The sequence below is a fragment of the Streptomyces amritsarensis genome (genome assembly GCF_001953875.1).
Taxonomy (GTDB): domain Bacteria; phylum Actinomycetota; class Actinomycetes; order Streptomycetales; family Streptomycetaceae; genus Streptomyces; species Streptomyces amritsarensis.
This window is the reverse complement of record NZ_MQUR01000106.1, coordinates 1-23,333: the sequence shown is the minus strand read 5'-3', so window position 1 is coordinate 23,333 and position 23,333 is coordinate 1. Positions and strand designations below refer to the sequence as shown.

General features: G+C 73.5%; 19 protein-coding genes. 10 read left to right on the top strand and 9 right to left on the bottom strand.

What is annotated here, in order from left to right; all coding sequences use genetic code 11:
- Positions 1-105: 105 nt before the first annotated feature.
- Positions 106-960, bottom strand: a complete 855-nt coding sequence (locus AVW11_RS30640) for a trypsin-like serine peptidase (RefSeq protein WP_234330988.1) — start codon at positions 958-960, stop codon at positions 106-108.
- Between the two features lie 238 nt (positions 961-1,198).
- On the opposite strand from AVW11_RS30640, the gene AVW11_RS30635 reads away from it, so the two are divergent.
- Entirely contained in the window at positions 1,199-2,581 is a 1,383-nt protein-coding gene (locus AVW11_RS30635; protein WP_076046640.1) for an RICIN domain-containing protein, read from the top strand.
- 132 nt (positions 2,582-2,713) lie between these two features.
- Here AVW11_RS30635 and AVW11_RS30630 read toward each other — a convergent pair whose 3' ends face one another.
- Positions 2,714-3,946, bottom strand: a complete 1,233-nt coding sequence (locus tag AVW11_RS30630) for an amidohydrolase family protein (protein WP_030844999.1) — start codon at positions 3,944-3,946, stop codon at positions 2,714-2,716.
- Positions 3,947-4,078: 132 nt separating this feature from the next.
- On the opposite strand from AVW11_RS30630, the gene afsR reads away from it, so the two are divergent.
- The 4 genes from afsR (at position 4,079) to AVW11_RS37250 (ending at position 9,479) form a co-directional block, all read left to right on the top strand.
- Positions 4,079-7,321, top strand: a complete 3,243-nt coding sequence (gene afsR / locus AVW11_RS30625) for an SARP-family global regulator AfsR (RefSeq protein ID WP_240528312.1) — start codon at positions 4,079-4,081, stop codon at positions 7,319-7,321.
- Between the two features lie 195 nt (positions 7,322-7,516).
- Positions 7,517-7,708, top strand: a complete 192-nt coding sequence (locus tag AVW11_RS30620) for a hypothetical protein (RefSeq protein WP_037833134.1) — start codon at positions 7,517-7,519, stop codon at positions 7,706-7,708.
- Positions 7,709-7,873: 165 nt separating this feature from the next.
- Positions 7,874-8,602 (top strand): class I SAM-dependent methyltransferase, encoded by a 729-nt coding sequence (locus AVW11_RS30615; RefSeq protein WP_076046639.1) that lies wholly within the window; start codon positions 7,874-7,876, stop codon positions 8,600-8,602.
- A 97-nt stretch (positions 8,603-8,699) separates the two neighbouring features.
- Positions 8,700-9,479 carry an LppU/SCO3897 family protein gene (locus tag AVW11_RS37250; protein WP_076046641.1) on the top strand — a complete coding sequence of 260 codons (780 nt, stop codon included), beginning with the start codon at positions 8,700-8,702 and terminating at the stop codon, positions 9,477-9,479.
- 138 nt (positions 9,480-9,617) lie between these two features.
- Here the strand turns inward: AVW11_RS37250 and AVW11_RS30605 are convergent, their stop codons facing one another.
- Positions 9,618-11,282, bottom strand: a complete 1,665-nt coding sequence (locus AVW11_RS30605; RefSeq protein WP_076046638.1) for a FadD3 family acyl-CoA ligase — start codon at positions 11,280-11,282, stop codon at positions 9,618-9,620.
- A gap of 96 nt (positions 11,283-11,378) precedes the next feature.
- On the opposite strand from AVW11_RS30605, the gene AVW11_RS30600 reads away from it, so the two are divergent.
- The 3 genes from AVW11_RS30600 to AVW11_RS30590 all read left to right on the top strand — a co-directional run bounded on the left by AVW11_RS30600 (position 11,379) and on the right by AVW11_RS30590 (position 13,805).
- Positions 11,379-12,530, top strand: a complete 1,152-nt coding sequence (locus AVW11_RS30600) for a lipid-transfer protein (RefSeq protein ID WP_076046637.1) — start codon at positions 11,379-11,381, stop codon at positions 12,528-12,530.
- A gap of 76 nt (positions 12,531-12,606) precedes the next feature.
- Positions 12,607-13,032, top strand: coding sequence for a Zn-ribbon domain-containing OB-fold protein (locus AVW11_RS30595; RefSeq protein WP_060179507.1), 426 nt, complete (start codon positions 12,607-12,609; stop codon positions 13,030-13,032).
- Positions 13,029-13,805 carry an enoyl-CoA hydratase/isomerase family protein gene (locus AVW11_RS30590; protein WP_076046636.1) on the top strand — a complete coding sequence of 259 codons (777 nt, stop codon included), beginning with the start codon at positions 13,029-13,031 and terminating at the stop codon, positions 13,803-13,805. Before AVW11_RS30595 ends, AVW11_RS30590 begins: the two co-directional genes overlap by 4 nt.
- A gap of 9 nt (positions 13,806-13,814) precedes the next feature.
- Here AVW11_RS30590 and AVW11_RS30585 read toward each other — a convergent pair whose 3' ends face one another.
- The 4 genes from AVW11_RS30585 to AVW11_RS30570 all read right to left on the bottom strand — a co-directional run bounded on the left by AVW11_RS30585 (position 13,815) and on the right by AVW11_RS30570 (position 18,505).
- A complete protein-coding gene (locus AVW11_RS30585) occupies positions 13,815-14,429 on the bottom strand; it encodes a hypothetical protein (RefSeq protein WP_051700019.1) in 615 nt (204 codons plus the stop codon).
- Between the two features lie 120 nt (positions 14,430-14,549).
- Entirely contained in the window at positions 14,550-15,044 is a 495-nt protein-coding gene (locus AVW11_RS30580; RefSeq protein ID WP_030844979.1) for a peptidylprolyl isomerase, read from the bottom strand.
- Between the two features lie 66 nt (positions 15,045-15,110).
- Complete coding sequence (afsK, locus tag AVW11_RS30575; RefSeq protein WP_199838223.1) at positions 15,111-17,516, bottom strand: protein serine/threonine kinase AfsK; 2,406 nt, start codon at positions 17,514-17,516, stop codon at positions 15,111-15,113.
- Between the two features lie 194 nt (positions 17,517-17,710).
- A complete protein-coding gene (locus AVW11_RS30570) occupies positions 17,711-18,505 on the bottom strand; it encodes a VOC family protein (RefSeq protein WP_030844975.1) in 795 nt (264 codons plus the stop codon).
- 353 nt (positions 18,506-18,858) lie between these two features.
- On the opposite strand from AVW11_RS30570, the gene AVW11_RS30565 reads away from it, so the two are divergent.
- Positions 18,859-19,506, top strand: a complete 648-nt coding sequence (locus AVW11_RS30565) for a TetR family transcriptional regulator (protein WP_030844973.1) — start codon at positions 18,859-18,861, stop codon at positions 19,504-19,506.
- Between the two features lie 144 nt (positions 19,507-19,650).
- On the opposite strand, the gene AVW11_RS30560 is transcribed toward AVW11_RS30565, so the two are convergent.
- Both AVW11_RS30560 and AVW11_RS30555 read right to left on the bottom strand, forming a co-directional pair.
- Positions 19,651-20,133 carry a nitroreductase family deazaflavin-dependent oxidoreductase gene (locus AVW11_RS30560; RefSeq protein ID WP_060179475.1) on the bottom strand — a complete coding sequence of 161 codons (483 nt, stop codon included), beginning with the start codon at positions 20,131-20,133 and terminating at the stop codon, positions 19,651-19,653.
- Positions 20,133-21,404, bottom strand: a complete 1,272-nt coding sequence (locus AVW11_RS30555; RefSeq protein WP_076046635.1) for an acyl-CoA dehydrogenase family protein — start codon at positions 21,402-21,404, stop codon at positions 20,133-20,135. The genes AVW11_RS30560 and AVW11_RS30555 overlap by 1 nt, the downstream gene beginning before the upstream one ends.
- A 337-nt stretch (positions 21,405-21,741) precedes the next feature.
- Here AVW11_RS30555 and AVW11_RS30550 point away from each other — a divergent pair, with 337 nt between their 5' ends.
- Positions 21,742-22,935, top strand: a complete 1,194-nt coding sequence (locus AVW11_RS30550; RefSeq protein ID WP_076046634.1) for a thiolase C-terminal domain-containing protein — start codon at positions 21,742-21,744, stop codon at positions 22,933-22,935.
- Positions 22,936-23,333 lie beyond the last annotated feature (398 nt).

The following is a 23,333-nucleotide window of genomic DNA, read 5'->3' as shown; positions in this document are numbered from 1 at the left end:
TGCCCGGCAGCGCAGTTCGCTGCCGGGCACCGGCCGTTTCGCGACGACCTGCTCGCTCGACCCGATCCGACTCCGTCGGGAGCGCCGTGATCGCCCGGACGGACCCTAGCGGGAGGCGGGGGCCTTGGAGGTGGCCTTCGTGTAGAGCGAGGCGGCGTACTCCCCCAGCACCGTGCTGGTCGACACGTCGTCGGTGTCGCCGCCCGTGAGGATCCCGATGATCTTCCCGTCGCGTGCGATCCACGCGCTGCCGCTGGTGCCGCCCGGGAAGTCCGCGCAGTCGAAGCGCTGCTGGGTCGCGCTCTCGCGGACCGCGGTCGCCGTGCAGGTACGGGGGATCTTGCGGTCGGCGGGGTAGCCGGTGACGGTGACCTCCTCGCCGGCCCGGCCGGTGGTGTCCAGCACTGCCGCGCCGGTCACGTCCTCGATCGCCCGGCCCTGGGCGTCGGGGGCGAGCGTGGCGAAGGCGAGGTCGTAGTCGTCGTCCGTGCCCTCGGCCCAGCGGTCGTCCTCGAAGACCTCCTCGATCTTCCATGTGCCGTACGGGGCGGTGTCGTTGGCGTAGGCGGGCGCGAAGACGGCCGTCCCGCCGGCCTGGTTCCCGGCGAGCAGGCAGTGCCCGGCGGTGACGATGAGGTTGCGGCCGGGGCTGTGCACCACGGTGGCGGTGCAGAAGTGGTCGCTGTCCAGGCCGTTGGTGAACAGCGCGCCGGTGAAGGCGGCGGGCCCGCCCGGCGGGGGCGTCACGGCCGGCGGCAGGGTGGTCCCGGGCAGGCCGGACAGCTGGGGTTTCGGTTCGTGCGAGCGTGCGGGGCCCGTGGGCGAGAGCGAGGGCTGCGCGGCCTTCGCCCGCACGGGCGCGGCCGCCTCGGGCGGGGGTGCGAGCTTCGCCACCGCCGCGGAGGCCCCCAGGGCCGCCACCGCGCACAGCACGGCCGTCACGACGCTCCGCTTGTCCACCGGCATGATGATCCTTCCGCTTTGCCCTGGCGAAGCATGCCTTGGCCGCGGTGCCGGGTGCAAGGCACGTGAAGACCCCTGCGTAGTCGGCCAGTCACCGCCGGCAGACCGCCCACAGGCGTCAACTCGGCTGCCTTGAGGGGCTTTTGGCCGATTGGCCTATCATCGCTTCGATCTTCGCCGCCCCGCCGCCGCGCGGGCCGCGGAAAGAGATTCTTGACGAGAGGGCAACGAACACTTGCGATTCACAGGCAAGCACCGGATATCCATCGTTGCCGCGGCGGCCGCGGCCGCGATCGTGGGAACCCTTCAGCTCCCCTCCACCGCGTTCGGCACCGAGGACACCACGGGAACGGCGGGCGTCGAGAGCCCCGCCGAGGGGACGGACGGCGCGGACAGCGCCCCGCCGACCGGGGAGGCCCCCGACGTCCACGCGGAGGACTCCACCGTCCACGGCAGCGACGGCACCGTCTTCAAGGACGGCGTCATGTCGCTCGGGACCCAGACCGCGCCGAAGGCCGCCACCCGGTCGGCCGCCGCCGCATCGGGCACCCCGGCGACCGCGACCGCCGCGCCTCCCCCGCCGTCGGGCGAGGGATGGAAGCTGAGCGGCGCGACCAAGTGGCTGGCGACCGGCTACACGATCAAGTTCTACGACCAGAAGTCCGCGGACTGGCTGGGTCCGTACGTCCAGGCCTCCGCCGCGGACCTGCGCCGCATCACGAACCTGCCGGTGGCCGTCGACACCAAGCCGGTCGGCTGGGACTACGCCCGCCCCAAGGGCGAGGTGATCATGGGCGTGCTGCACCGCCCGTGCCTCCCGCCGGCCGGCGAAGGCACCATGGGCAGCACGGGCTGGAAGATCGTCCGCGACGGCACCGGCACCGCCAACCTCAGCTGCGGCTTCACCAGCTCCTCCGTGCCCGAGACTGTGACCAGCGGGCACGCCTACATCGATGACTCGTTCTTCACCCCGGCCGGCAAGCCGACCGCCGCCATGGGCGAGACGTACATGCGCAACCACATCAGCCACGAGCTCGGGCACACGCTGGGCCTCACCCACGCCAACCGCAGCCTGACCAAGGGCGATTGCGTCAAGGGGACCGACTCGGGCCAGTTCCCGGTCATGTGCTCGCCCGCCTACGCCTACCAGGACAAGCGGGCGGGCACCTACGTCCAGCAGTTCGACGTCCAGGGCCTGCGGCGCCTCGCCGCCGGTGCCGGGGCGACGCTGCCGCCGCAGGGCAAGGTGACCGGGATCGGCTCCAAGTGCCTCGACGTCAAGGGCGGCAAGGCCGCCAACGGCACGCAGATCCAGCTCTACACGTGCAACGGCTCCGCGGCGCAGTCCTGGATCCTGGGCAAGGACGGCACCTTCCGCGCGTTCGGCAAGTGCCTGGACAACGCGCGCAACGCGAGCACCAACGGCAACAAGATCAGCCTCTACGACTGCAACGGCTCGGCGGCCCAGCGCTGGTCGGTCAACGCCAAGGGGCAGATCGTCCACGTGGCATCGGGCAAGGTCCTCGACGTGACGGGCGGCGCGACCGCCAACGGCACGGTGGTCCAGCTCTACACGGCGAACACGAACAAGCGCCAGGTCTGGGCCACCCCGAAGTAGCCCGGCCCCGATCCGCGGACGGGCCGCCCGCACGCACCGGGCGGCCCGTCCGCGGAGGGAAGCCGGCCGATCCGCGCGGGCGCGTCCTGGACGCACGCCGGCCCGTGTCGGGCAGCGGCCCGAGCGGGCGGGTCAGGCGGCCGAGCCCGGCCCTGGCCACAGGCCGTCCGGGGTGAGTCCGAGGAGGTCGACGGCGTTGCCGCGCACGATGCGTTCGACCACGTCCGGCGCCAGGTGGCCCATCTGGGCCTCTCCGACCTCGCGGGACTTCGGCCAGGTCGAGTCGGAGTGGGGGTAGTCCGTCTCGTACAGGACGTTGCCGACGCCGATCGAGTCGAGGTTCCTCAGCCCGAAGGCGTCGTCGAAGAAGCAGCCGAAGACGTGCCCGGCGAACAGCTCGGACGGCGGGCGGAGCACCTTGTCCGCGACCCCGCCCCAGCCCCGGTTCTCCTCCCAGACCACGTCCGCACGTTCGAGGATGTACGGGATCCAGCCGATCTGGCCCTCCGCGTACATGATCTTCAGGTTGGGGAAGCGTTCGAACTTGCCACTCATCAGCCAGTCGACCATGGAGAAGCAGCAGTTGGCGAAGGTGATGGTGGAGCCGACCGCGGGCGGGGCGTCCGCGGAGGTGGACGGCATGCGGGACGAGGAGCCGATGTGCATGGCGATGACCGTGCCGGTCTCGTCGCACGCCTGGAGGAAGGGGTCCCACTCGTCGGTGTGGATGGACGGCAGGCCCAGGTGCGGGGGTATCTCGGAGAAGGCGACCGCCCGCACGCCGCGCGCCGCGTTGCGGCGGACCTCGGCGGCGGCCAGCCGGGCGTCCCAGAGCGGGATCAGGGTGAGCGGGATGAGCCGGCCGCCGGCGTCGGGGCCGCACCACTCCTCCACCATCCAGTCGTTGTAGGCCCGTACGCCGAGGAGCCCCAGCTCACGGTCCTTGGCCTCGGTGAAGGTCTGGCCGCAGAAGCGGGGGAAGGTCGGGAAGCAGAGGGCCGACTGGACGTGGTTGACGTCCATGTCGGCGAGCCGGTCGGGAACCGAGAAGGAGCCGGGGCGCATCTGCTCGTAGGTGATGACTTCCAGTTTGATCTCGTCGCGGTCGTACCCGACGGCGGTGTCGAGTCGGGTCAGCGGCCGGTGCAGGTCCTCGTACACCCACCAGTCGCCGATCGGGCCGTCGTCGCCCGGGGCCCCCATGACGGGGGCGAACCTCCCGCCGAGGAACGTCATTTCCTTCAGCGGGGCGCGGACGATGCGGGGGCCGGTGTCGCGGTACCTGGCCGGGAGCCGGTCCCGCCAGACGTTGGGGGGCTCCACCGTGTGGTCGTCCACCGAGATGATCTTCGGGAAGGTCTCCATGGCTCATACGGTAGCGCTGATCTGACGAACCGTCAGCTAGTTGGTCTGTGATCGGTCATGGACGGGCTGACGTGTACGCGCGAGACAGGGCAGACTGACCCTTACACCGACGGAAGGCAGGGGGGACGACAGATGGACGGCGTACCGGCCATCCCGCACCCGCGGAAACACCCCGAGGCCCGTGCGGCTGCCGCCGCGTCCGAAACCGGCCCCGCCGCCCGCCCTGCCGGCCCCGTACCGCCGACGGCCACCCCGGGCACCCACCCGTACCCCGCCGCGCCCGCCGCAGGGGCCACCACGGCCCGCTCGGCCCCGGCCCGCACCAGCACCAGCACCAGCACCAGCACCAGCACCAGCACCAGCACCGCAGGCGACACCACCCCGGACCCCGCCGCGCCCCCGCCCCGCACCGCCACCCGCGGCGGCGAGACACCCCACCCCGCCGAGCCCGCCGCAGGCGGCACCGCAGGCGAGTCGCGGTTCGCCGTCCTCGGGCCCGTACGCGCCTGGCGCGGCGGCGAGGCCCTGCCCTCCGGCACCCCCCAGCAGCGCGCCCTGCTCGCCGTGCTCCTGCTGCGCGACGGCCGCACCGCCACCGCACCCGAACTGATCGACGCCATCTGGGGCGAGGACCCCCCGCAGCAGGCCCTGGCCACCATCCGCACCTACGCCTCCCGCCTGCGCAAGGTCGTCGCCCCCGGCCTGCTGGTCACCGAGTCCGGCGGCTACGCCATCCGGCTGCGCTCCGCCGCCACCCTCGACCTGGGCGTCGCCCGCAGCCTCGCCGCCGACGCCGAGAGCGCCCGCGCCGCCGGGGACCGCTCCCTCGCCCGCACCCTGCTGGCCCGCGCCCTCGACCTCTGGGAGGGCGAACCCCTCGCGGGGGTCCCCGGACCGCACGCCGAGACCGAGCGCACCCGGCTCACCGAATGGCGCCTGACGCTGCTGGAGACCCGCCTCGACCTCGACCTGGAGGTCGGCCACCACGCCGAGGCCGTCTCCGAGCTCACCGCCCTCACCGCCGCCCACCCGCTGCGTGAACGGCTGCGCGAGCTGCTCATGCTCGCCCTGTACCGCAGCGGCCGGCAGGCCGAGGCACTCGCCGTCTACGCCGACACCCGCCGGCTCCTCGCCGACGAACTCGGCGTCGACCCGCGCCCCGAACTGGCCGCGCTCCAGCAGCGCATCCTGAACGCCGACGCCGACCTGGCCCGCGCCGAAGACCCGGCCCCGGCAGCCGCCGCCGCTCACGTGAGGCCCGCCCAGTTGCCCGCGACCGTACCGGACTTCACCGGCCGCTCCAGCTTCGTCCACGAGCTCGGCACGATCCTCTCCGGCGGCGCCCAGGACCAGGTCATGGCCGTCTCCGCGCTCGCCGGCATCGGCGGCGTCGGCAAGACCACCCTCGCCGTGCACGTCGCCCACGCCGCCCGCCCGCACTTCCCCGACGGCCAGCTCTACGTCGACCTCCAGGGCACCGACGCCCGCCCCGCCGAACCGGAGGCCGTCCTCGGCTCCTTCCTGCGCGCGCTCGGCACCCCCGACACCGCCATCCCCGACTCCCCGGCCGAACGGGCCGCGCTCTACCGCTCCACCCTCGACGGCCGCCGCGTCCTGGTCCTCCTCGACAACGCCCGCGACGCCGCCCAGGTCCGCCCGCTGCTGCCCGGCACGGCCGGCTGCGCCGCCCTCGTCACCAGCCGCGTCCGCATGGCCGGCCTCGCCGGGGCCCACCTCGTCGACCTCGACGTGATGAGCCCCGAGGAGGCCCTCCAGCTCTTCACCCGCATCGTCGGCGAGGAACGCGTCCGCGCCGAACGCCAGGCCGCCCTCGACGTCGTCGGCGCCTGCGGGTTCCTGCCGCTGGCCATCCGCATCGCCGCGTCCCGGCTGGCGGCCCGCCGCACCTGGACCGTCTCCGTCCTCGCCGCCAAGCTCGCCGACGAACGCCGCCGCCTCGACGAGCTCCAGGCCGGCGACCTCGCCGTCAAGGCCACCTTCGAGCTCGGCTACGGCCAGCTGGAGCCGGCCCAGCAGCGCGCCTTCCGCCTCCTCGGCCTCGCCGACGGCCCCGACATCTCGCTGTCCGCGGCCGCCGCCGTCCTCGACCGCCCCGAGTACGACACCGAGGACCTCCTGGAGGCTTTGGTCGACTGCTCCCTGCTCGAATCCGCCGCCCCCGGCCGCTACCGCTTCCACGACCTCGTACGCCTCTACGCGCGTGCCTGCGCCGAACGCGACGAGCAGCCGCCGAGCGAGCGCGAGGCGGCCCTGGACCGGCTCCTGGACTTCTACCTGGCCACCGCCTCCGGGGTGTACGCCCTGGAACGGCCCGGTGACCGGCTGCCCGCGCACCTGTCCGACACCCACTACCCCGGTCTGGTCTTCGCCGAGCCGCGCGCCGCCCTGGACTGGCTGTACGCCGAGGCCGGCCCCCTGCTGGCGTGCGTACGGCAGGCCTCCGCGCGGGGCGGCGACTCACCGGTCCTGCGCCGGGCCGTCGACCTGCTGTGGGCGGCCAAGGACCTGGCCGAGTCGGGGGCCAACTCCAAGCAGTACGAGTCGGCCGCGACCGCCCTGCGCGACGCCGCGCAGGCCGCCAAGGACCCGTACGCCGAGGGCCGCGCCCGCACCACCCTGACCAACGTGCACCTGGTCGCCGGCCGCTTCGCCGCGGCCGACGACGAGGCCCGCCAGGCCATGGCCCTGGCCCGCGAGGCCGGCGACCCGCTGCCCAGCTGCTGGGCGCCCAACGACCGCGGGATCATCGCGCTGTACGAGGGACGGCACGCGGACGGCGAGCGGTACCTGCTGGAGGCCATCCAGAACTTCCGCGCCGACGGCAACAACGTCGGCGAGGCGAGCGCCCTGTGCAACCTGTCCCGCATCCACGTGGAACTGGGCCGTCTCACCAGCGCCATAGACCTCGCGCAGCAGGGCATCGCCATCTACGACCGGATGGGCCTGTCCCTGCGGCTGGCCAACGGCCGCTACGCGCTGGGCATCGCGCTCACCCAGGCGGGCCGGCTGGGCGAGGCCCTCGCGCAACTCACCGAAGCGCTGGCGCTGTTCCGCGACAACCGGCAGCCGCTGTGGGAGGGCGTGACCCACTTCCGGCTCGCCGTCGCCCATCTCGCGGCGCGCCGGCCCACACTGGCCGCCGCGCACGCCGAGCAGGCCATCGCACTGCGCGGCATCGGCGGGGAGTGGCGGCGCGCGACGGTGCTGACCGTGCTGGGCAAGGCGCTGCGGCGGCTGGGGCAGACGGACCGGGCCCGGGCGTGCTGGCGGGACGCGGAGAAGGTGTTCCAGCAGCTCGGTTCGGCCGAACTGGGCGAGGTACAGACCCTGCTGGCCACGGAGATCGCCGCCTGACCTGCCCGGAGACGGGCGCCTGACCTGCGAGGACGCCCCTTGAACGAGGCGTTCATCGTTCGTTTATCGCCGAACGGCACGATAGGTGCATCGACCCGGTGCGTCGGGGGACATCCGGGCCTTTGGAAGGATCACCCGTTCGGCGGTCATCGGGGGAATCGCCGAACGGGTCCCACCCATCCATCAGGAGAACCGATGACGACGAACGAGAACATCCTGCCGAACGACGGCACCATCAAGCCGCTCGACAACCATGCCTCGGGCGTCGAGATCGAGACCCTGGACAACCACGCGTCGGGCATCGAGATCAAGCCGCCGGCGGACGACCAGGGCACGGGCGAGGAGATCCAGACGCTGGACAACCACGCGTCCGGTCCTCGCCCGTAACCGCCCCACGACGTACGGGGGAGCCCACGGGGGATACGGGGGCTCGGGGGGAAATCGGGGGAGCAACGGGGGAACGGCGGTCGCGGTGGCCCGGAGGGGGAGCCACCGCGACCGCCGCACACGTATGCCCGGACGCCGATCCGGGGCGCGGCTTAGGCTGGGGGTGTGTTCTCCTCCCACGGGCCGAGCGTCCGCGAACTGGCCGTGCAGGGCCTCTCCTCCGTCGAGCGGGGCTACGACCTCCTCGCGCCGAAGTTCGACCACACCCCCTTCCGGACGCCGGACCGGATGCTCGACGCGGTCGAGGAGACCCTCGCCCAGCGGGAGGGCACCTTCGGCTCCGGCCTGGACGTGTGCTGCGGCACCGGCGCCGGGATCGGGATGCTGCGGCGGCTGTGCCGGGACCGTGTCACCGGGGTGGACCTGAGTGCGGGCATGCTGGCCGAGGCCGAGCGCACGCACGCGGACGACGACCGCGCGGACTTCGTACGGGCCGACGCCCGGGCCCTGCCGTCCGCGCTGGCCGGCTCCTACGACCTGGCGGTCAGCTTCGGCGCCTTCGGCCACTTCCTGCCCTCCGAGCGGCCCGCGCTGTTCTCCGGGGTCCGCTCGACGCTGCGCGAGGGCGGCCTCTTCGCCTTCCCGATCGGCGCCCCGATCCCGCCGACCTCACCGGTGTGGTGGGCGGTGGCCGGCTTCGACGCCGCGATGCGGGTGCGCAACGCGGTGTGGCGGCCGCCGTTCGTCATGTACTACCGGACGTTCCCGCTGAGCGGGGTGCGCGCGGATCTGCGGGCGGCCGGCTTCACGGTGGAGACGGTCGCGCTGGAGCACTTCGGGCGCCAGGCCGGCGGCGCTCCGCGCTGGCGGCTGGTCCTGGCCCGCCGCTGCTGAGACTCGCCGGAACGGCTGCGTCACCATCAGGACACAGGGCACAATCCGTGAGGAACCGTCAGCAGCCTGCGCACCACCTCACTCCTTGGAGCAGCCGGTGTCGTCACAGGAAATGCTCGTCACGATCACTCCTCAGCAGGCCGCCCACGGTGTGATCCTGCCCGTGGAGCTGCCGTCCGGACCGGTCCGGATGCGGATACCGCCCTGCCGGCACGGCGACCTCGTCCAGGTCCGTGTCGGCGCAGAGCAGATGCGCTTACGCATCCACGTGTCCGGGGCGGGCGCGGCCTGGATCGCGGGGGCCGGCGGCATCACTCCCCCGCCGGCGGCGGACACGGTCGTGCAGCAGCCCGTCCCGGCCCCGCAGACGGGCGGCGGACGGGGCTGCCTGGTGGGGCTCGGCGTCGCCGCGCTGCTGGTGATCGGCTTCTTCGCGTTCAGCGGCGGTGACGGCGGCGACTCGAAGCCGGCCGCCGACGCGACACCCGCCTGGTCGCCCTCGTGGACCCCCTCGCCCTCCCCCTCGCCCTCCCCCACCCCCTCGCCCTGGACGTCGGCCCCGGAGGCCGCAGCCACCACCCCGTACAGCGCCGAGCCGAGCCCGGAGCCCAGCCCGTTCGACCGCGGCACCTGCCTCAACGGGCAGTTGCCGGACTCCACGACGCCCCGCAGCGTCAGCGGGGTAGAGGAGGTCCCCTGCTCGGCGTCCGACGCCCACTACCGGGTGATCGAGAGCATCCCGGGCACCTCGGACCTGAACAGCTGCAACGACAACCCGAAGACGCAGTACGCCTTCTCCTACCGCTACATGCGCGGCTCGACCGTCCTCAACCAGTACGTGTACTGCCTGGTCGGCATCGGCTCCTACGCCCGCTGACCCGGAGGGCCGCGGGATGCACTCCTCCAGCAGCATGCCTGGGACCACCCCCGCCTGCGCATGGCCTGTACCGCGTCACGACGGCGACGCCCGACGCCCCGGGGGCCCGTACGGCCGGCCGGGCCCGGTGGGGTGGGGTCAGCGGCGGGCGCGGAGTTCGCGTTTGAGGACCTTCCCGCTTGCGTTCCGCGGCAGTTCGGTGACGAACTCCACCGCGCGCGGGACCTTGTAGTTGGCCATCTCCCGGCGGGACCAGGCGATCAGGTCGTCGGCGGTGAGGGTGGAGCCGGGGCGGCGGACGGCGTAGGCCTTGCCGACCTCGCCCAGCCGCGGGTCGGGCACACCGACGACGGCGACGTCGGCGATGTCCGGGTGCAGGCCGAGGAGTTGCTCTATCTCGGCCGGGTAGGCGTTGAAGCCGCCGACGATGAACATGTCCTTGATCCGGTCGGTGATGCGCAGGTTCCCGCCGGCGTCCAGCACGCCCACGTCGCCGGTGTGCAGCCAGCCCTCCGGGGTGATCGCCGCGGCCGTCTCGTCGGGGTCCTCGAAGTACCCCTGCATGACGTGGTAGCCGCGGACCGCGATCTCGCCGGCCCGCCCGGCCGGCAGGGGCCGCCCGCTGCCGTCCAGGACCGCGACCTCCGTGTCCGGGATGGCCCGGCCCGAGGTGGCGGAGACGACCTCGGCGGGGTCGCCGCGGCGGCACATGGTGACGATGCCGCCGGCCTCGGAGAGTCCGTAGGCGGTCAGGACGGTGGCGATGCGCAGTTCCTCGCGCAGGCGCTCGACGAGCCGGAGGGGGACCACGGCCGCGCCGGTGACGACCAGCCGCAGTGCGGACAGGTCGTGGTGGCCGCGCTGCGGGTGGTCCAGGAGGGACTGGTGCAGGGTGGGCGGGCCGGGCAGGACGGAGATCCGTTCCGCGGCGACGTTGGCGAGGACGGTGTCCACGTTGAAGACGGGCTGCGGGACCATCGTCGCCCCGCGCATCAGGCAGGCGATGATCCCGGCCTTGTAGCCGAAGGTGTGGAAGAAGGGGTTCACGATGAGGTAGCGGTCGCCCTCGCGCAGGCCGGCGAGCCTGCTCCACACGTCGTAGCAGCGCAGGGACTGGGCGTGGGTGATGACCGCGCCCTTGGGGCTGCCGGTGGTGCCGGAGGTGAAGATGATGTCGGAGGGGGCGTCGGGGCTGATGGCTGCCGCGCGCTCGCGGACCGCCTCCGCCGTGATCCGGTCCCCGCCCGCGAGGAAGTCCTTCCAGGTGCGGAAGGTGTCGGGGGCGTCCTCGGCGAGGACGACGACCTGTTCCAGGTGCGGCAGTCCGGGCAGGGGCCCGGGGCCGGGCCCCTCGGCGGCGGCCCGGCGCAGGGAGGCGACGTAGGAGGTGCCGAGGAAGGTGCCGGTGACGAAGAGCAGCCGGGCCCGGCTGCGCCGGAGGACGTACGCCGCTTCGGTGCCCTTGAAACGGGTGTTGAGGGGGACGAGGACGGCCCCCGCCGAGACGGCGCCGAGCGCGGAGACGATCCAGTCCAGGGTGTTGGGCGCCCAGACGGCGACCCGGTCCCCAAGCTCCACCCCGGCGGCCAGGCAGGCCGCCGCGGCGCGCTCGACGCGCTCCCCGAGCTGCGCGTAACTGATCCGGACGCGCCCGTCGACGACGGCCTCGAGGTCGCCGTAGCGTGCCGATGCCGCCCGGACGAGCCCGGCGATGGTGGCCCAGCGCAGGTCTCCGCGCGCGTCCTCGCACGCGTCCTCGCACGCGTCCTCGCGTGTCTCCCGGCGCAGCCCGTCGTCGCCCATGCGTGTCACCCTCCCGCGAACCCAGTAGCTGACTATCCGTCAGATTAGCTGTAGCCTTCGCGGCTGTCAGCACTGGCGCACTCCCCGGAGGTGGCGATGGCGGCAACGCTCAAGGACGCTACGGCGATAGTCGGCATCGGCCAGACCGCCTTTGCCAAACGTCTGCCGCAGTCCGAGAAGGAACTGGCCTGCCGGGCGATCCTGGCCGCCCTCGCCGACGCGGGCATCGACCCCGGCGAGGTCGACGCCTTCTCCTCCTACACCATGGAGGAGACCGACGAGGTCGAGGTCGCCAAGGCCATCGGCGCCGGCGACGTCACCTTCTTCTCCAGGATCGGCTACGGCGGCGGCGGTTCCTGCGCCACCGTCGGCCACCTCGCCGCCGCCGTCGCCACCGGCCAGGCCACCGTCGGCGTCGCCTGGCGCTCCCGCAAACGCGGCTCCGGCCCCCGCCCCTGGAAGAACACCGCCGTCCAACTGCCCACCCCCGGCCAGTGGACCCGGCCCTTCGGCCTGCTGCGCCCCGCCGACGAGATCGGGATGCTGGCCCGCCGCTACATGCACGAGTACGGCGCCACCCGCGACCACCTCTTCAACGTGGCCATGGCCTGCCGCAACCGGGCCAACGAGAACCCGGCCGCGATGATGTACGAACGCCCGCTGACCCGCGAGATGTACATGACCTCCCGCATGATCAGCGACCCGCTCTGCCTCTTCGACAACTGCCTGGAGACCGACGGCGCGCTGGCCTGCGTGATCGTCTCCGCCGAACGGGCCCGCGACTGCCGCCACAAACCCGTCTACGTCCACTCCGCCGCCCAGGGCCTGCCCTCCCAGCACCACGGCATGGTCAACTACTGGAACGACGACCCCCTGTCCGGACCCGCCTGGACCGCCGCCCGCCACCTGTGGAAGCAGGCCGACTTCGGCCCCCAGGACGTGGACGTCGCCCAGATCTACGACGCCTTCACCCCGCTCATCCCGCTCTCCCTGGAGGGCTACGGCTTCTGCGGCCGGGGCGAGGGAGCCGCCTTCACCGAGGGCGGCTCCCTGGAACTGGGCGGCCGGCTCCCCATCAACACCGGCGGCGGCGGCCTGTCCGAGGCGTACGTACACGGCTTCAACCTGATCAACGAAGGCGTCAAGCAGCTGCGCGGCGTCTCCACCGCCCAGGTGCCGGACGCCGCGACCTGCCTGGTGACGGCGGGCGAAGGCGTCCCGACGTCCGCGATCCTGCTGAGGAGCTGACCGACCGATGACCACCGCACCCGACAAGTCCCCCGCGCCCGCCGCACCCGACACGTCCGCCGCGTCGGCGGACGCCCTGCTCGTGCCCGTCCCCGACGAGGACGGCGCCCCCTTCTGGGAGTACGCCGCCCGCGGCGAACTGCGCGTGCAGGCCTGCACCGCGTGCGGCCGACTGCGCTTCCCGCCCCGCCCCTGCTGCCCGCACTGCCGGTCCTTCGACAGCGAGTGGCGCCGCATGAGCGGCCGCGGCCGCATCTGGTCCTACGTCCGGCCGCACCCGCCGCTGCTGCCCGCCTACGCCGCGCAGGCCCCGTACAACGTGATCCTCGTCGAGCTCGCCGACGCCCCGCACATCCGGCTCGCCGGGAACCTGGTGGCCTGCGCCGACGCCCCCCTCGACTCCGTGGACACAACCCGGCTGCGCATCGGCGCCCGCGTCCACGTGGCCTTCACCGAGACGGGCGGGATGACCGTGCCGCGCTGGATCCTGGAGAAGCCGTGACCCTGCGGGTGGAGCGGGACAAGGCCACCGGGGTCGCGGTGGTCACCCTGGACCGGGAGCACCGGCACAACGCCGTGGACCTGGCCACCGCCGCCGCCCTGGGCGAGGCGTGGCGCGAGCTCCGGTTCGCCGAGGAGGTACGGGCGGTCGTACTGACCGGCGCCGGCACCGCGGCCTTCTGCACCGGCGTCGACCGCGGCGTCGAGGTGCCGCAGCCCGCCTCCCCCTACTCCGCCGACGACCCCCTGATCGCGATCGGCCCGAAGTCCTGCGACCTGTGGAAGCCGGTGATCGCCGCCGTCAACGGCATGGCCTGCGGCGGAGCCTTCTACCTGCTGGGCGAGTCGGACTTCCTCATCGCCTCCGATACGGCCACCTTCTTCGACCCGCACACCACCTACGGGATGGTCAGCGCCTACGAGGCCGTCTACATGGCGCAGCGCATGCCCTTCGGCGAGGCCGCCCGGATGTCCCTGATGGGCACGGCCGAACGGCTCTCCGCGCGCCGCGCCCACGACATCGGACTCGTCTCGGAGCTGACCGCGCCGGACGGGCTGCTCCCGGCGGCCCTGCGGGCGGCGCAGACCCTGGCCGGCTTCCCGACGGAGGCCGTGCAGGGCACCGTGCGGGCCCTGTGGTCGGCGAAGCAGGCCGCCCTCCAGCAGGCCCTGGCGCAGGCACCGGCCCTGATCGCCCTGGGAAACCTGCCGCCCCAGCGGCAGGCGGACCTCTTCGCCAACCGCCGCCCGGGGACGGACTTCCGGCTGCGCTGACGCCTCCGGTCAGCGGGGCTTGCGGGACTTGCTCGCGCCGGGCTTCGGCGTGCCCGTGCCCGTGCCGCTGCTCGTGGAGCCGCCGGAGGTGGAGCCGGGGGCGGGGGTGCGTGTGGCGGCCGGGCCGGAGCCGCGGGTGGCGGGCTCGCCGAGCCGGCAGCCCGTGACGTCCGCGGCACGCGAGGGGTCGTCGAGGGGCACGTCGACCGTGCGGGTCTCGCGGGCCCCCAGATCCACCTGGACGACCTTGGACTCGACGGCGGAGCCCGCGGCGCCCTCCCGGCGGAGTTCGACCTCGACGGTGGCCCTGCGGTCGAGCAGCGAGGTGAACCGCAGCGTGGTGACGGGCGCACCGGGACGGGTGCAGGTGACCACGGCCACGGTGGCCGGATCGCCGGGGCTCGCGGAGGCGGTGGGCGAGACCGATGCCGTGCTGCCGCTCCCGCCGCTGTGGCTCTTCTTCTTGCTCTTGGAGCTGGAACAGCCGCCCCCGCTGCTGCTGCCCTTGCTGCCGCTCTTGCTCTTTCCGCCACCGCCGCTGCCGCCCGACGACGAAAAACCCGTCAGTGCGAACACCACCGCCACCAGCACCGCGGTGCATCTGATCCGACGCCCGGTCACCATGTCCCGAACCCTCCCCCTCGAACAAACGGCGGGTCACGCTACCAGGCGGGCCCGGAAAACGGCGGCGGCCCCGGCCCCCGGGAGGGGGCGGGGCCGACCGGCCGTGCAGGCGGGTGGGGATCAGGCTTCGACGACGCCGGACGCCGCGATCTCGATCTTGCCCTTCGGGGCGCCGGACTGGGAGCCCAGGGCCTCGATCTGGTCGACGAGCTGCTGGCCCTCGACGACCTCGCCGAAGACGACGTGCTTGCCGTCGAGCCACGGGGTGACGACGGTGGTGATGAAGAACTGCGAGCCGTTGGTGTTGCGGCCGGCGTTCGCCATGGACAGCAGGTACGGGCGGTCGTGCTTGAGGGTGAAGTTCTCGTCCTCGAACTTCTCGCCGTAGATGGACTTGCCGCCGGTGCCGTTGTGGTTGGTGAAGTCACCGCCCTGCAGCATGAACTGCGGGATGACGCGGTGGAAGCCCGAGCCGGCGTAGCCGTAGCCGTTCTGGCCGGTGGCGAGCTCACGGAAGTTGCGCGCCGTCTTCGGGACGACGTCGTCGTACAGCTTGAAGACGATGCGGCCGGCGGAGGCGCCGTTGATGTTGATGTCGAAGTAGACGTTGCTCATGGGGTCCATCCTGTCACTCCCGGTGCGGTGCGCTACCCGGCGGGGCCGGACCCGGCCCCGGCCGGGTCACCCGCTCGTACGGGTGCCCGTGCCCTTCGCCGCGTCCAGGGCGTACACGCAGCGGTCCTTGCTGCACGCGTACACCACGCCCGCCTCCGCGACCGGGGCGCCCGTGATCTCGCCGCCCGTGGCCAGCTTCCAGCGGAGCTGACCGCCCGCCGCGTCCAGGGTGTACAGGCAGTGGTCGGCCGAACCGAAGTGCACCCGGCCGTCCGCGACCGCCGGCAGGCCCGTGATCTCGCCGCCCGCCGCGAACCGCCACTTCGGGGTGCCGGTGACCGCGTCGAGCGTGTAGAGCGCGCTGCCCGCCCCCAGGTGGACGTTGCCGCCCACCACCAGCACCGGGTCGGAGGACTGCCGCGACTCCGTCGCGATCCGCCAGCGGTCCTGCCCGGTGGCCGCGTCGAGGGCGTAGACGGTGCCCAGGTAGTCGGCGAGGTAGACGCCGCCGCCCGTGACCGCGGCGCCCGGCGCGAAGGCCGGCGGCGCCAGGAACACCGCGGGGGCCTCGAAGTGCCAGCGGACCCGGCCCGACGCCCGGTCCACCGACAGCACCCGGGTGCCGGCCGCGACGTACACGTTGCCGTCCGCGGCGGGCGTGACCCGGACGGGCACGTTCCCGCAGGAGCCGGCGTCGCCGATCGGGTACGACCAGGACTCGCGGCCGCTGCGGGCGTCCAGGGCGCGCAGCCGCGCGTCCTGCCACACGTACACCGTGCCCTCGTGGAGGACGGGTGCCGCCTCCGGGGTCTCGAAGTCGCTCTGCGCCCCCGTCAGCTCCCACAGCTTCTGCCCGCTGGACGCCTCCCAGGCCTGTACGCCGCCGCCCCGCGTGGCGGTGACGACCGTGCCGCGCTCGGCGCGCAGCGCGTACACCCAGGCGTCGGTGGACAGCCGCCACCGCTCGGAGCCGTCGGAGGCGTCGAGCGCGTACAGGGAGGGCCCGTCGGACGCGTGGATCCGGCCGTCGGCGACCGCCATGGACCAGGCGACGTCCCGGGTCTTGAACTGGCGGCGGCCACTGGCCACATCCAGCGCGTGCACCTCGAAGGAGGTCACGTACAGCAGGTTGCCCGCGACGGCCGGGGTACCCCAGACCTCGTTCGACATGCGGAAGCGCCACGGACGCCAGCGGCCGCTGTCGGGAGCCGCGCCTGGGCCCGGTACGGACGGGGTGACCGGTCCGGTCGCATGGGCGGGCGCGGAGCCGTCCGGCGGGCGGACCCAGCCGGTCGCCGAGTCCGCGGCGGCGCCGTGCGCGGCCGACGCCGCGGCCGAAGCGAACGGCCCGGGACCGATCGGCACCGGCGAGCCGCCCAGGCGCACGGGCTCCCCCGACAGCACCGGCGACCGCGGCGGGTGGTGCGGGCGCTGCGGCACGGCCTGGCCGGTCCGCGGGTCCACCCAGCCCTCCGCGCCCCGCGGACGGCGGTGCGTGGCCTGCTCGGACACCGGACCGCGGGCTCCGCCGCCACGGCCGTCACGGGCCGGCGCGGGCACCGCCGCGGCAGGCGTACGGTTCCCCGCCCGCCGGGCCTCGATCATCGCGACGGCCCGTCCCGGCAGCCACGCCGAGGCGGTACCGCTGTCGTCGCCGCCGTCGAAGAGGTGCGGGGCCAGCTGCGCCTGCAGGTCGGCCGGGGTGGGCCGCAGCGAGGCGTCCATCTGCATACAGGACTCGATCAGCGGCCGCAGCTCCTCCGGGAGCCCCTCCAGGTTCGGTCCCTCACGCAGCAGCATGAAGACCGTCTCCACCGGGTTCGCCCCGTGGTACGGCGGATGCCCGGTCGCGGCGAAGACCAGCGTGGAGCCGAGCGAGAAGACGTCGCTGGCGCCCTTGACGCTGCGCGAGTCCTTCGCCTGCTCGGGCGACATGTAGGCGGGGGTGCCGACAGCGACGTTCGTCATGGTCAGGCGGGTGTTCGAGACACCGCTCGCGATACCGAAGTCGATCACGCGCGGGCCGTCCTCGACCACGAGCACGTTCGACGGCTTCAGGTCGCGGTGGACGAGCCCGGCCCCGTGGATGGACTGCAGGGCCTCGGCGATGCCGGCGGCGAGCCACCGTACGGCCTGGGCGGGCATGGGCCCGCACTCGTTGACGATCTCCTCCAGGGAGGGCGCCGGGACGTACGCGGTGGCCAGCCACGGCACCGCGGCCCGCGGGTCGGCGTCGACCACGGCCGCGGTGTAGAAGCCGGACACCGCGCGCGCCGCCTCCACCTCGCGGGTGAAGCGGACGCGGAAGAGCTGGTCCTCGGCGAGCTCGGTGCGCACCGTCTTGATCGCGACCCGCCGTCCGGACGCGGACCGCGCGAGATAGACCAGCCCCATGCCGCCGGCGCCGAGCCGTCCGAGCACCTCGAAGGGGCCGATCCGTCTCGGGTCGTGCTGCGTCAGCTGCTCCACCACTCGCCTCCACACCTCCCCGTACGGGCCACCCACCGGGCCCGCTCCCACCAGCACGGGGCCATGCCCCGTGCAGCGTCTCATTCCGGGGCGCAGCCCGGCTCGCGCAACCCCGATTCTGTCAGGCCCCGGCCCGGTCCGGCCCCGGCACGGCGAGCAGCGCGGTGTGATCTGCCCGGCGATCCGCCCACGGCACCCTAGGCGTCCGCCTCGGTGCGGGGTTCCGAGAGGAGCCCGAAGACCGCCCCCTGATTGTCCGCGACGACCGCGATCCGCCCGTAGGGGGTGTCGAACGGGTCCGCGGTGACCCGGCCGCCGAGCCGCTGCACGGTCGCCACCGACCGGTCGCAGTCCGGGACGGCGAAGTAGACGAGGAAGTGCGCGGGCATGATCTCCGGGAAGGCGTCGGTGATCAAGCTGCGCCCCAGGACGGCGGTGTCGGTGCCGGGGGCCTTGCCGGGCGGCGACCAGATGCGGTACTCGACTCCGGCGTCGTCCTGGTCCTGCGGGACGTAGCCGAAGACCTTCGCGTAGAAGACGTCCACGGCGTCGCGGGCCCGGGTGTAGACCTCGCTCCAGCAGTACGTGAACGGCTCTTGCTGCGCCTCGAAGCCGTGGTGGGTGCCGGGCTGCCACAGCCCGAAGACGGCCCCGCCCGGGTCGGCGGCCATCGCGGCGGTGCCGTACGGGCCGACCGGCATCGGGTCCATCACCATCTGGCCGCCGGCGGCGCGGATGCGCTGGGCGCAGGCGTAGGCGTCGTTGGTGTAGAGGTAGACGCCCCAGACCGTGGGCATCCGGCCGTCGGGCTTGGGGGCGAGGGCGGCGACGTTGCGGCCCCTGCTGTAGGCCTGCGTGTAGTGGCCGTACTCCGCGCCCGCGCTGTCCGCGAAGGTCCACCCGAAGAGCTCGCCGTAGAAACGCTTGCCCGCCTCGACGTCCGGAAGCGAGGCGTCCACCCAGCAGGGGGCACCTTCCACGAATGCGGCCATGGGCCCGGTTCCTTCCGTTCTGCGAGGGTGTGTACCCTCCCACCTCTCCCAGCCATGATCCGCCCGAAAACTTGTCCACAGCCTGTTGATAAGACTATTCGGGGGAAAGGCCGCGGAACGGGGCGACACGCCTGGGCCGTGACGACGCGGCGGCCCATGCGGCGACGGCGCGGTGACTAGACGCGACCACAGGGCGACCGCAGGGCGACTACACGGCGACTACGGGGTCGCATCCGGCCGGAAATCCTCCTCCTCGGCCACCCGGGACCGCCTCCCGCCCAGGCCAGGGACCCCGCAACCCCATTTGCAGGCGGCCGAATAGCGCGCCGATCACCCCTCGGTAAGCTGACGGCATGACAGGACAAGTACGCACCGTCGACGGGCGTGTCGCCGGCCGGCGCGGCCAGGCGACGCGGCAGAAGCTGCTCGACTGCCTCAGCGAGATGCTCAGCTCCTCGCCGTACCGCGACGTCAAGGTGATCGACGTCGCCCGCAAGGCCGGCACCTCCCCCGCGACCTTCTACCAGTACTTCCCGGACGTCGAGGGCGCCGTCCTGGAGATCGCCGAGCACATGGCCACCGAGGGCGCGCAGTTGACGTCGCTCGTCGAGGGCCGGACCTGGGTCGGCAAGTCCGGGTGGTCAGCCGCCGAGGAACTCGTCGACGGCTTCCTGGAGTTCTGGCGTCGCAACGACGCGATCCTGCGCGTGGTCGACCTCGGTGCGGCCGAGGGCGACAAGCGGTTCTACAAGATCCGCATGAAGATCCTGAACTCGGTCACCAACTCCCTCACGGAATCGGTGAAGGAGCTCCAGGCCAAGGGCAAGGTCGACAAGGACGTCAGCCCCGCCGCGATGGCCGGCTCCCTGGTCGCGATGCTGGCCGCGGTCGCCTCGCACCAGAAGGGCTTCCAGACCTGGGGCGTCAAGCAGGCCGAGCTCAAGCCGAACCTGGCCCTGCTCGTCCACCTCGGCATCACGGGCAAGAAGCCGACCAGGTAACGGCGGACCCGCTCCGGGTCCGCCGCCCCGGCGGCTCAGCGCGGCACCACATCACGCCGCACCACGCCGCACCACGCCCCAGCCGGACCAGCCGGACCACGCCACGCCCCACCCGGACCACGCCACACCGAGATCCGCCCCGGATCAGCGACGCTCCAGGCGGAACAGCCTGATCTCCCGCTCGATGCGCGCCTGGTACGTCGCGTACGGCGGCCAGAACCCCAACACCGCCTGCCACACCGCCGCGCGCTCCTCACCCGCCAGCAGCCGGGCCCGTACGGCTATGTCCTCGCCCTGCCAACTGACCTCCGCGTCGGGGTGTTTGAGCAGGTTGCCGGTCCATGCCGGGTGCCCGGGGCGGCCGAAGTTGGACCCGATCAGGATCCAGCTCGTCCCGCCGTCCTCCGGCATGCACGCGAGCGGCGTGGTGCGCGGTTCGCCGGTCCGGGCGCCCTTGGCGGTGAGGATCACGCCCGGCAGCATCTGCGCGCTCAGCATGACCTTGCCGCGGGTGAGCTTGTGCACCGCCTTGTCCATGGCGGGGATGAAGTGCGGTGCGATCTTGGCGAACAGCATGGTCGAGGAGACCTTCTGCATCAGCTTGACGCCGGGAGCCACGCGAGCCATCAGACGGCCACCTTCTCGTGTGCGGGCGGGGGCGCGGCGACGGCCGCGGCAGGGGAAACGGGGGCGGGCGGGGCGGCGGCGGCCGCCGCCGCGGGCGCGAACAGGCCCGCACGGTCCGCGGCGTGCGCCCGCAGCCGGTGCACCGGGCCGAACAGCAGCTCGTCGGAGGCCGCCCGCTTGAAGTACAGGTGTGCGTCGTGCTCCCAGGTGAAGCCGATGCCGCCGTGCAGCTGGATCGCCTCCCCCGCCGCAGTACGCAGCGCCTCCAGGGCCTGGGCGAGCGCGAGGCCCCCCTGGTCCGGGTCCCATGCGGCGTAGTAGGCCGCCGAGCGGGCCGCCTGCACCTGCACGTACACGTCGGCCAGCCGGTGCTTGACCGCCTGGAAGGAGCCGATCGCCCGGCCGAACTGCTCGCGCCGGCGCACGTACTCCACCGTGCGCGCGAGCGCCTCGCCGGCCGCGCCGACCGCCTCGGCGGCGAGCACGGCGGAGGCGGTGCGTCCGGTGGCGGCGAGGGCTGTGAGCACATCGGCCCCCTCACCTCCCGCGCCCTGCTCCCCGAGCAACTCAGCCGGCACGTCGCGCAGTTGGACCCGGGCCTGCGGGCGGGTCTCGTCGAGCACGGCCTGCCGGGATCGTACGAGGCCGGGCGCGCCCTCCCGTACGAGGAACAACAGGGTGCGGCTGCGCGCGAAGCCGCCGGCGTGCGCGGCGACCAACAGCAGCTCGGCGCTGTGGCCGTCGAGCACCTGGGCGGCCTCCCCGTACAGCCGCCAGCCGCCGCCGGCCTCGTCGGCGCGCGCCTGGACCCCGCCGGCCCGCCCGCCGCCGGACCACTGGCCGACGGCGTCCCCGCCGGTCAGCGCGAGGGCGGTGGCCAGCGCCGGGCCGGGGACGGCGAGGGCGGCGGTCATCCCGCCCGACGACAGCGACGGGAGCAGCGCGGAGCGCTGGGCGCCGGTGCCGAGGGCGGTGATCAGGGGCACGCACAGCGCGGCGGTGGCCAGCAGCGGCGACGGCAGCAGCACCCGCCCGGTCTCCTCGCAGGCCAGCGCCAGATCGGCCGGTCCGCAGCCGACCCCGCCGTAGTCCTCGGCGACGGCGATGCCCGGGAGCCCGAGCTGCCGGGAGAGCTGCTGCCACAGCTCGCGGTCGTACCCGCCGGCGGTGCGGACCGCGGCCTTGACCTCGTCGGGGCCGCAGCGCCTGCCCAGGATCTCGCGCAGGGTGCGCCGTATCTCGTCCTGCTCCGCGGTGAAGGCGGCATCCATCGTCGGGCTCCTCCCGGGGGCACCTCCCAGCGACAGCCGGGGGGCGTATCTGACGGGCCGTCATGCTAGGGCGGCGGACGACAGATGCACAGGGCCCAACGCGGGCGGCTTGCCGGGGGGCGCTTGCCGGGGGGGGGCGGGCGCAGGCGGGCACTCAAGCCGGCTCGCACCCGGCACCCGAGTCCGGCGCCCAGGCCTGACACCGGGACCGGACGCCAGGACCCGGCGCCGGGACTTGGCGCCGAGGTCCATCACCGGGGCCCCTCACCGCGGCCGGTCACCGCGGCCCGTCGCCGCGGTCTGGCATCTGACGATACGTCAGATGTACCTTCCTCGCATGCCTGGACTCTCACCTGGAACCACCGCCCGCCCCCGCCGGCGGGTCGCGGTGGTCGGCGTCGCCCTCTCGGACTGCGGCCGGGTCGACGGCCCCACCCCGTACGCCCTGCACGCACAGGCCGCCCGCCGCGCCTTGGCCGACTCAGGCCTCGACCACCGCGTCATCGACGGCTTCGCCTCAGCCGGCCTCGGCACGCTCGCCCCCGTCGAGGTGGCCGAGTACCTCGGCCTGCGCCCCACCTGGGTCGACTCCACCTCCGTGGGCGGCTCGACCTGGGAGGTCATGGCCGCGCACGCGGCGGACGCGATCGCCGCCGGACACGCCAACGCCGTCCTGCTGGTCTACGGCTCCACGGCCCGGGCCGACATCAAGGCCCGGCGCCGCACGTCGAACCTGTCCTTCGGGGCGCGGGGGCCGCTGCAGTTCGAGGTCCCGTACGGACACACGCTGATCTCGAAGTACGCCATGGCCGCCCGCCGCCACATGCACCAGTACGGCACGACCCTGGAACAGCTCGCCTCCGTCGCCGTACAGGCCCGGGCGAACGCGGCGACCAACCCCGACGCGATGTACCGCGCCCCGATCACGGTCGAGGACGTCCTGTCCGGCGAGATGATCGCCGACCCCTTCACGAAGCTGCACTGCTGCATCCGCTCGGACGGCGGCTGCGCGGTACTGCTTGCCGCGGAGGACTACGTACCCGACACCGCGAAGGCGCCCGTGTGGATCCTGGGTGCGGGCACCTCCGTCTCCCACACCACCATGTCGGAGTGGGAGGACTTCACCGTGTCCCCCGCGGCCGTCTCGGGCCGCATCGCCTTCGAGCAGGCGGGCCTCACCCCTGCGGACGTGGACCTCGCGGAGATCTACGACGCCTTCACCTACATGACGCTGGTGACCCTGGAGGATCTCGGCTTCTGCCCGAAGGGCGAGGGCGGGGCCTTCGTGGAGAAGGGCCGCCTGCTGCGCGACGGGGAGCTCCCGGTCAACACGGACGGCGGCGGCCTGTCGGCCTGCCACCCCGGCATGCGGGGCCTGTTCCTGCTGGTCGAGGCGGTGCGCCAGCTACGCGGCGAGGCAGGGGCGGGCCAGGTCACCAAACCCGGCGGCCGCCTCCCGGAGGTAGCCCTCACGTCGGGCACAGGCGGCTGGTTCTGCTCCTCGGGAACGATCCTGCTGGGGCGGGGATAGGGGGAGGGAAGGAGTTCGGGAGCGGAATAGGAGGAGCGACGGGACAACGCGGGGGGCGAGGTGACGGGTTAACGGGGTGACGCCAGGGGGCGAGGTCCGAGCGGGGCGGGGGTGGGGACGACGGGACGGCATCGGGCGGGAGCTCGACGGGGCCGGGGTGGCGGGGCGCGACGCGGCTTCGGGGGGGCGGGATTTCGACGCGGCGGAAGCACGAAAGCGCGAGGCGCCCTCGGGACAGGACTTCGACGCGGCGGAAGCAGGAAAGCGCGAGGCGGCTTCGGGTGAGCGGGATTCACTGGGCCGGGAGTCAGAGACGTTCTGGGGGTTTCCCGTCAGTCCCATCGTCTCTCCGGTTCGTGCCGGTCCCTCAAGGGCGCTCGTTCCTCGCGTCGCTTCGC

Coding starts and splice junctions, on each gene's coding strand:
- AVW11_RS30630 (WP_030844999.1), bottom strand. CDS start 3,946: ATGGAGACCTTCCCGAAGATCATCTCGGTGGACGACCACACGGTGGAG.
- afsR (WP_240528312.1), top strand. CDS start 4,079: ATGGACGGCGTACCGGCCATCCCGCACCCGCGGAAACACCCCGAGGCC.
- AVW11_RS30620 (WP_037833134.1), top strand. CDS start 7,517: ATGACGACGAACGAGAACATCCTGCCGAACGACGGCACCATCAAGCCG.
- AVW11_RS30605 (WP_076046638.1), bottom strand. CDS start 11,282: ATGGGCGACGACGGGCTGCGCCGGGAGACACGCGAGGACGCGTGCGAG.
- AVW11_RS30600 (WP_076046637.1), top strand. CDS start 11,379: ATGGCGGCAACGCTCAAGGACGCTACGGCGATAGTCGGCATCGGCCAG.
- AVW11_RS30585 (WP_051700019.1), bottom strand. CDS start 14,429: ATGGTGACCGGGCGTCGGATCAGATGCACCGCGGTGCTGGTGGCGGTG.
- AVW11_RS30580 (WP_030844979.1), bottom strand. CDS start 15,044: ATGAGCAACGTCTACTTCGACATCAACATCAACGGCGCCTCCGCCGGC.
- AVW11_RS30570 (WP_030844975.1), bottom strand. CDS start 18,505: ATGGCCGCATTCGTGGAAGGTGCCCCCTGCTGGGTGGACGCCTCGCTT.
- AVW11_RS30565 (WP_030844973.1), top strand. CDS start 18,859: ATGACAGGACAAGTACGCACCGTCGACGGGCGTGTCGCCGGCCGGCGC.
- AVW11_RS30560 (WP_060179475.1), bottom strand. CDS start 20,133: ATGGCTCGCGTGGCTCCCGGCGTCAAGCTGATGCAGAAGGTCTCCTCG.
- AVW11_RS30555 (WP_076046635.1), bottom strand. CDS start 21,404: ATGGATGCCGCCTTCACCGCGGAGCAGGACGAGATACGGCGCACCCTG.
- AVW11_RS30550 (WP_076046634.1), top strand. CDS start 21,742: ATGCCTGGACTCTCACCTGGAACCACCGCCCGCCCCCGCCGGCGGGTC.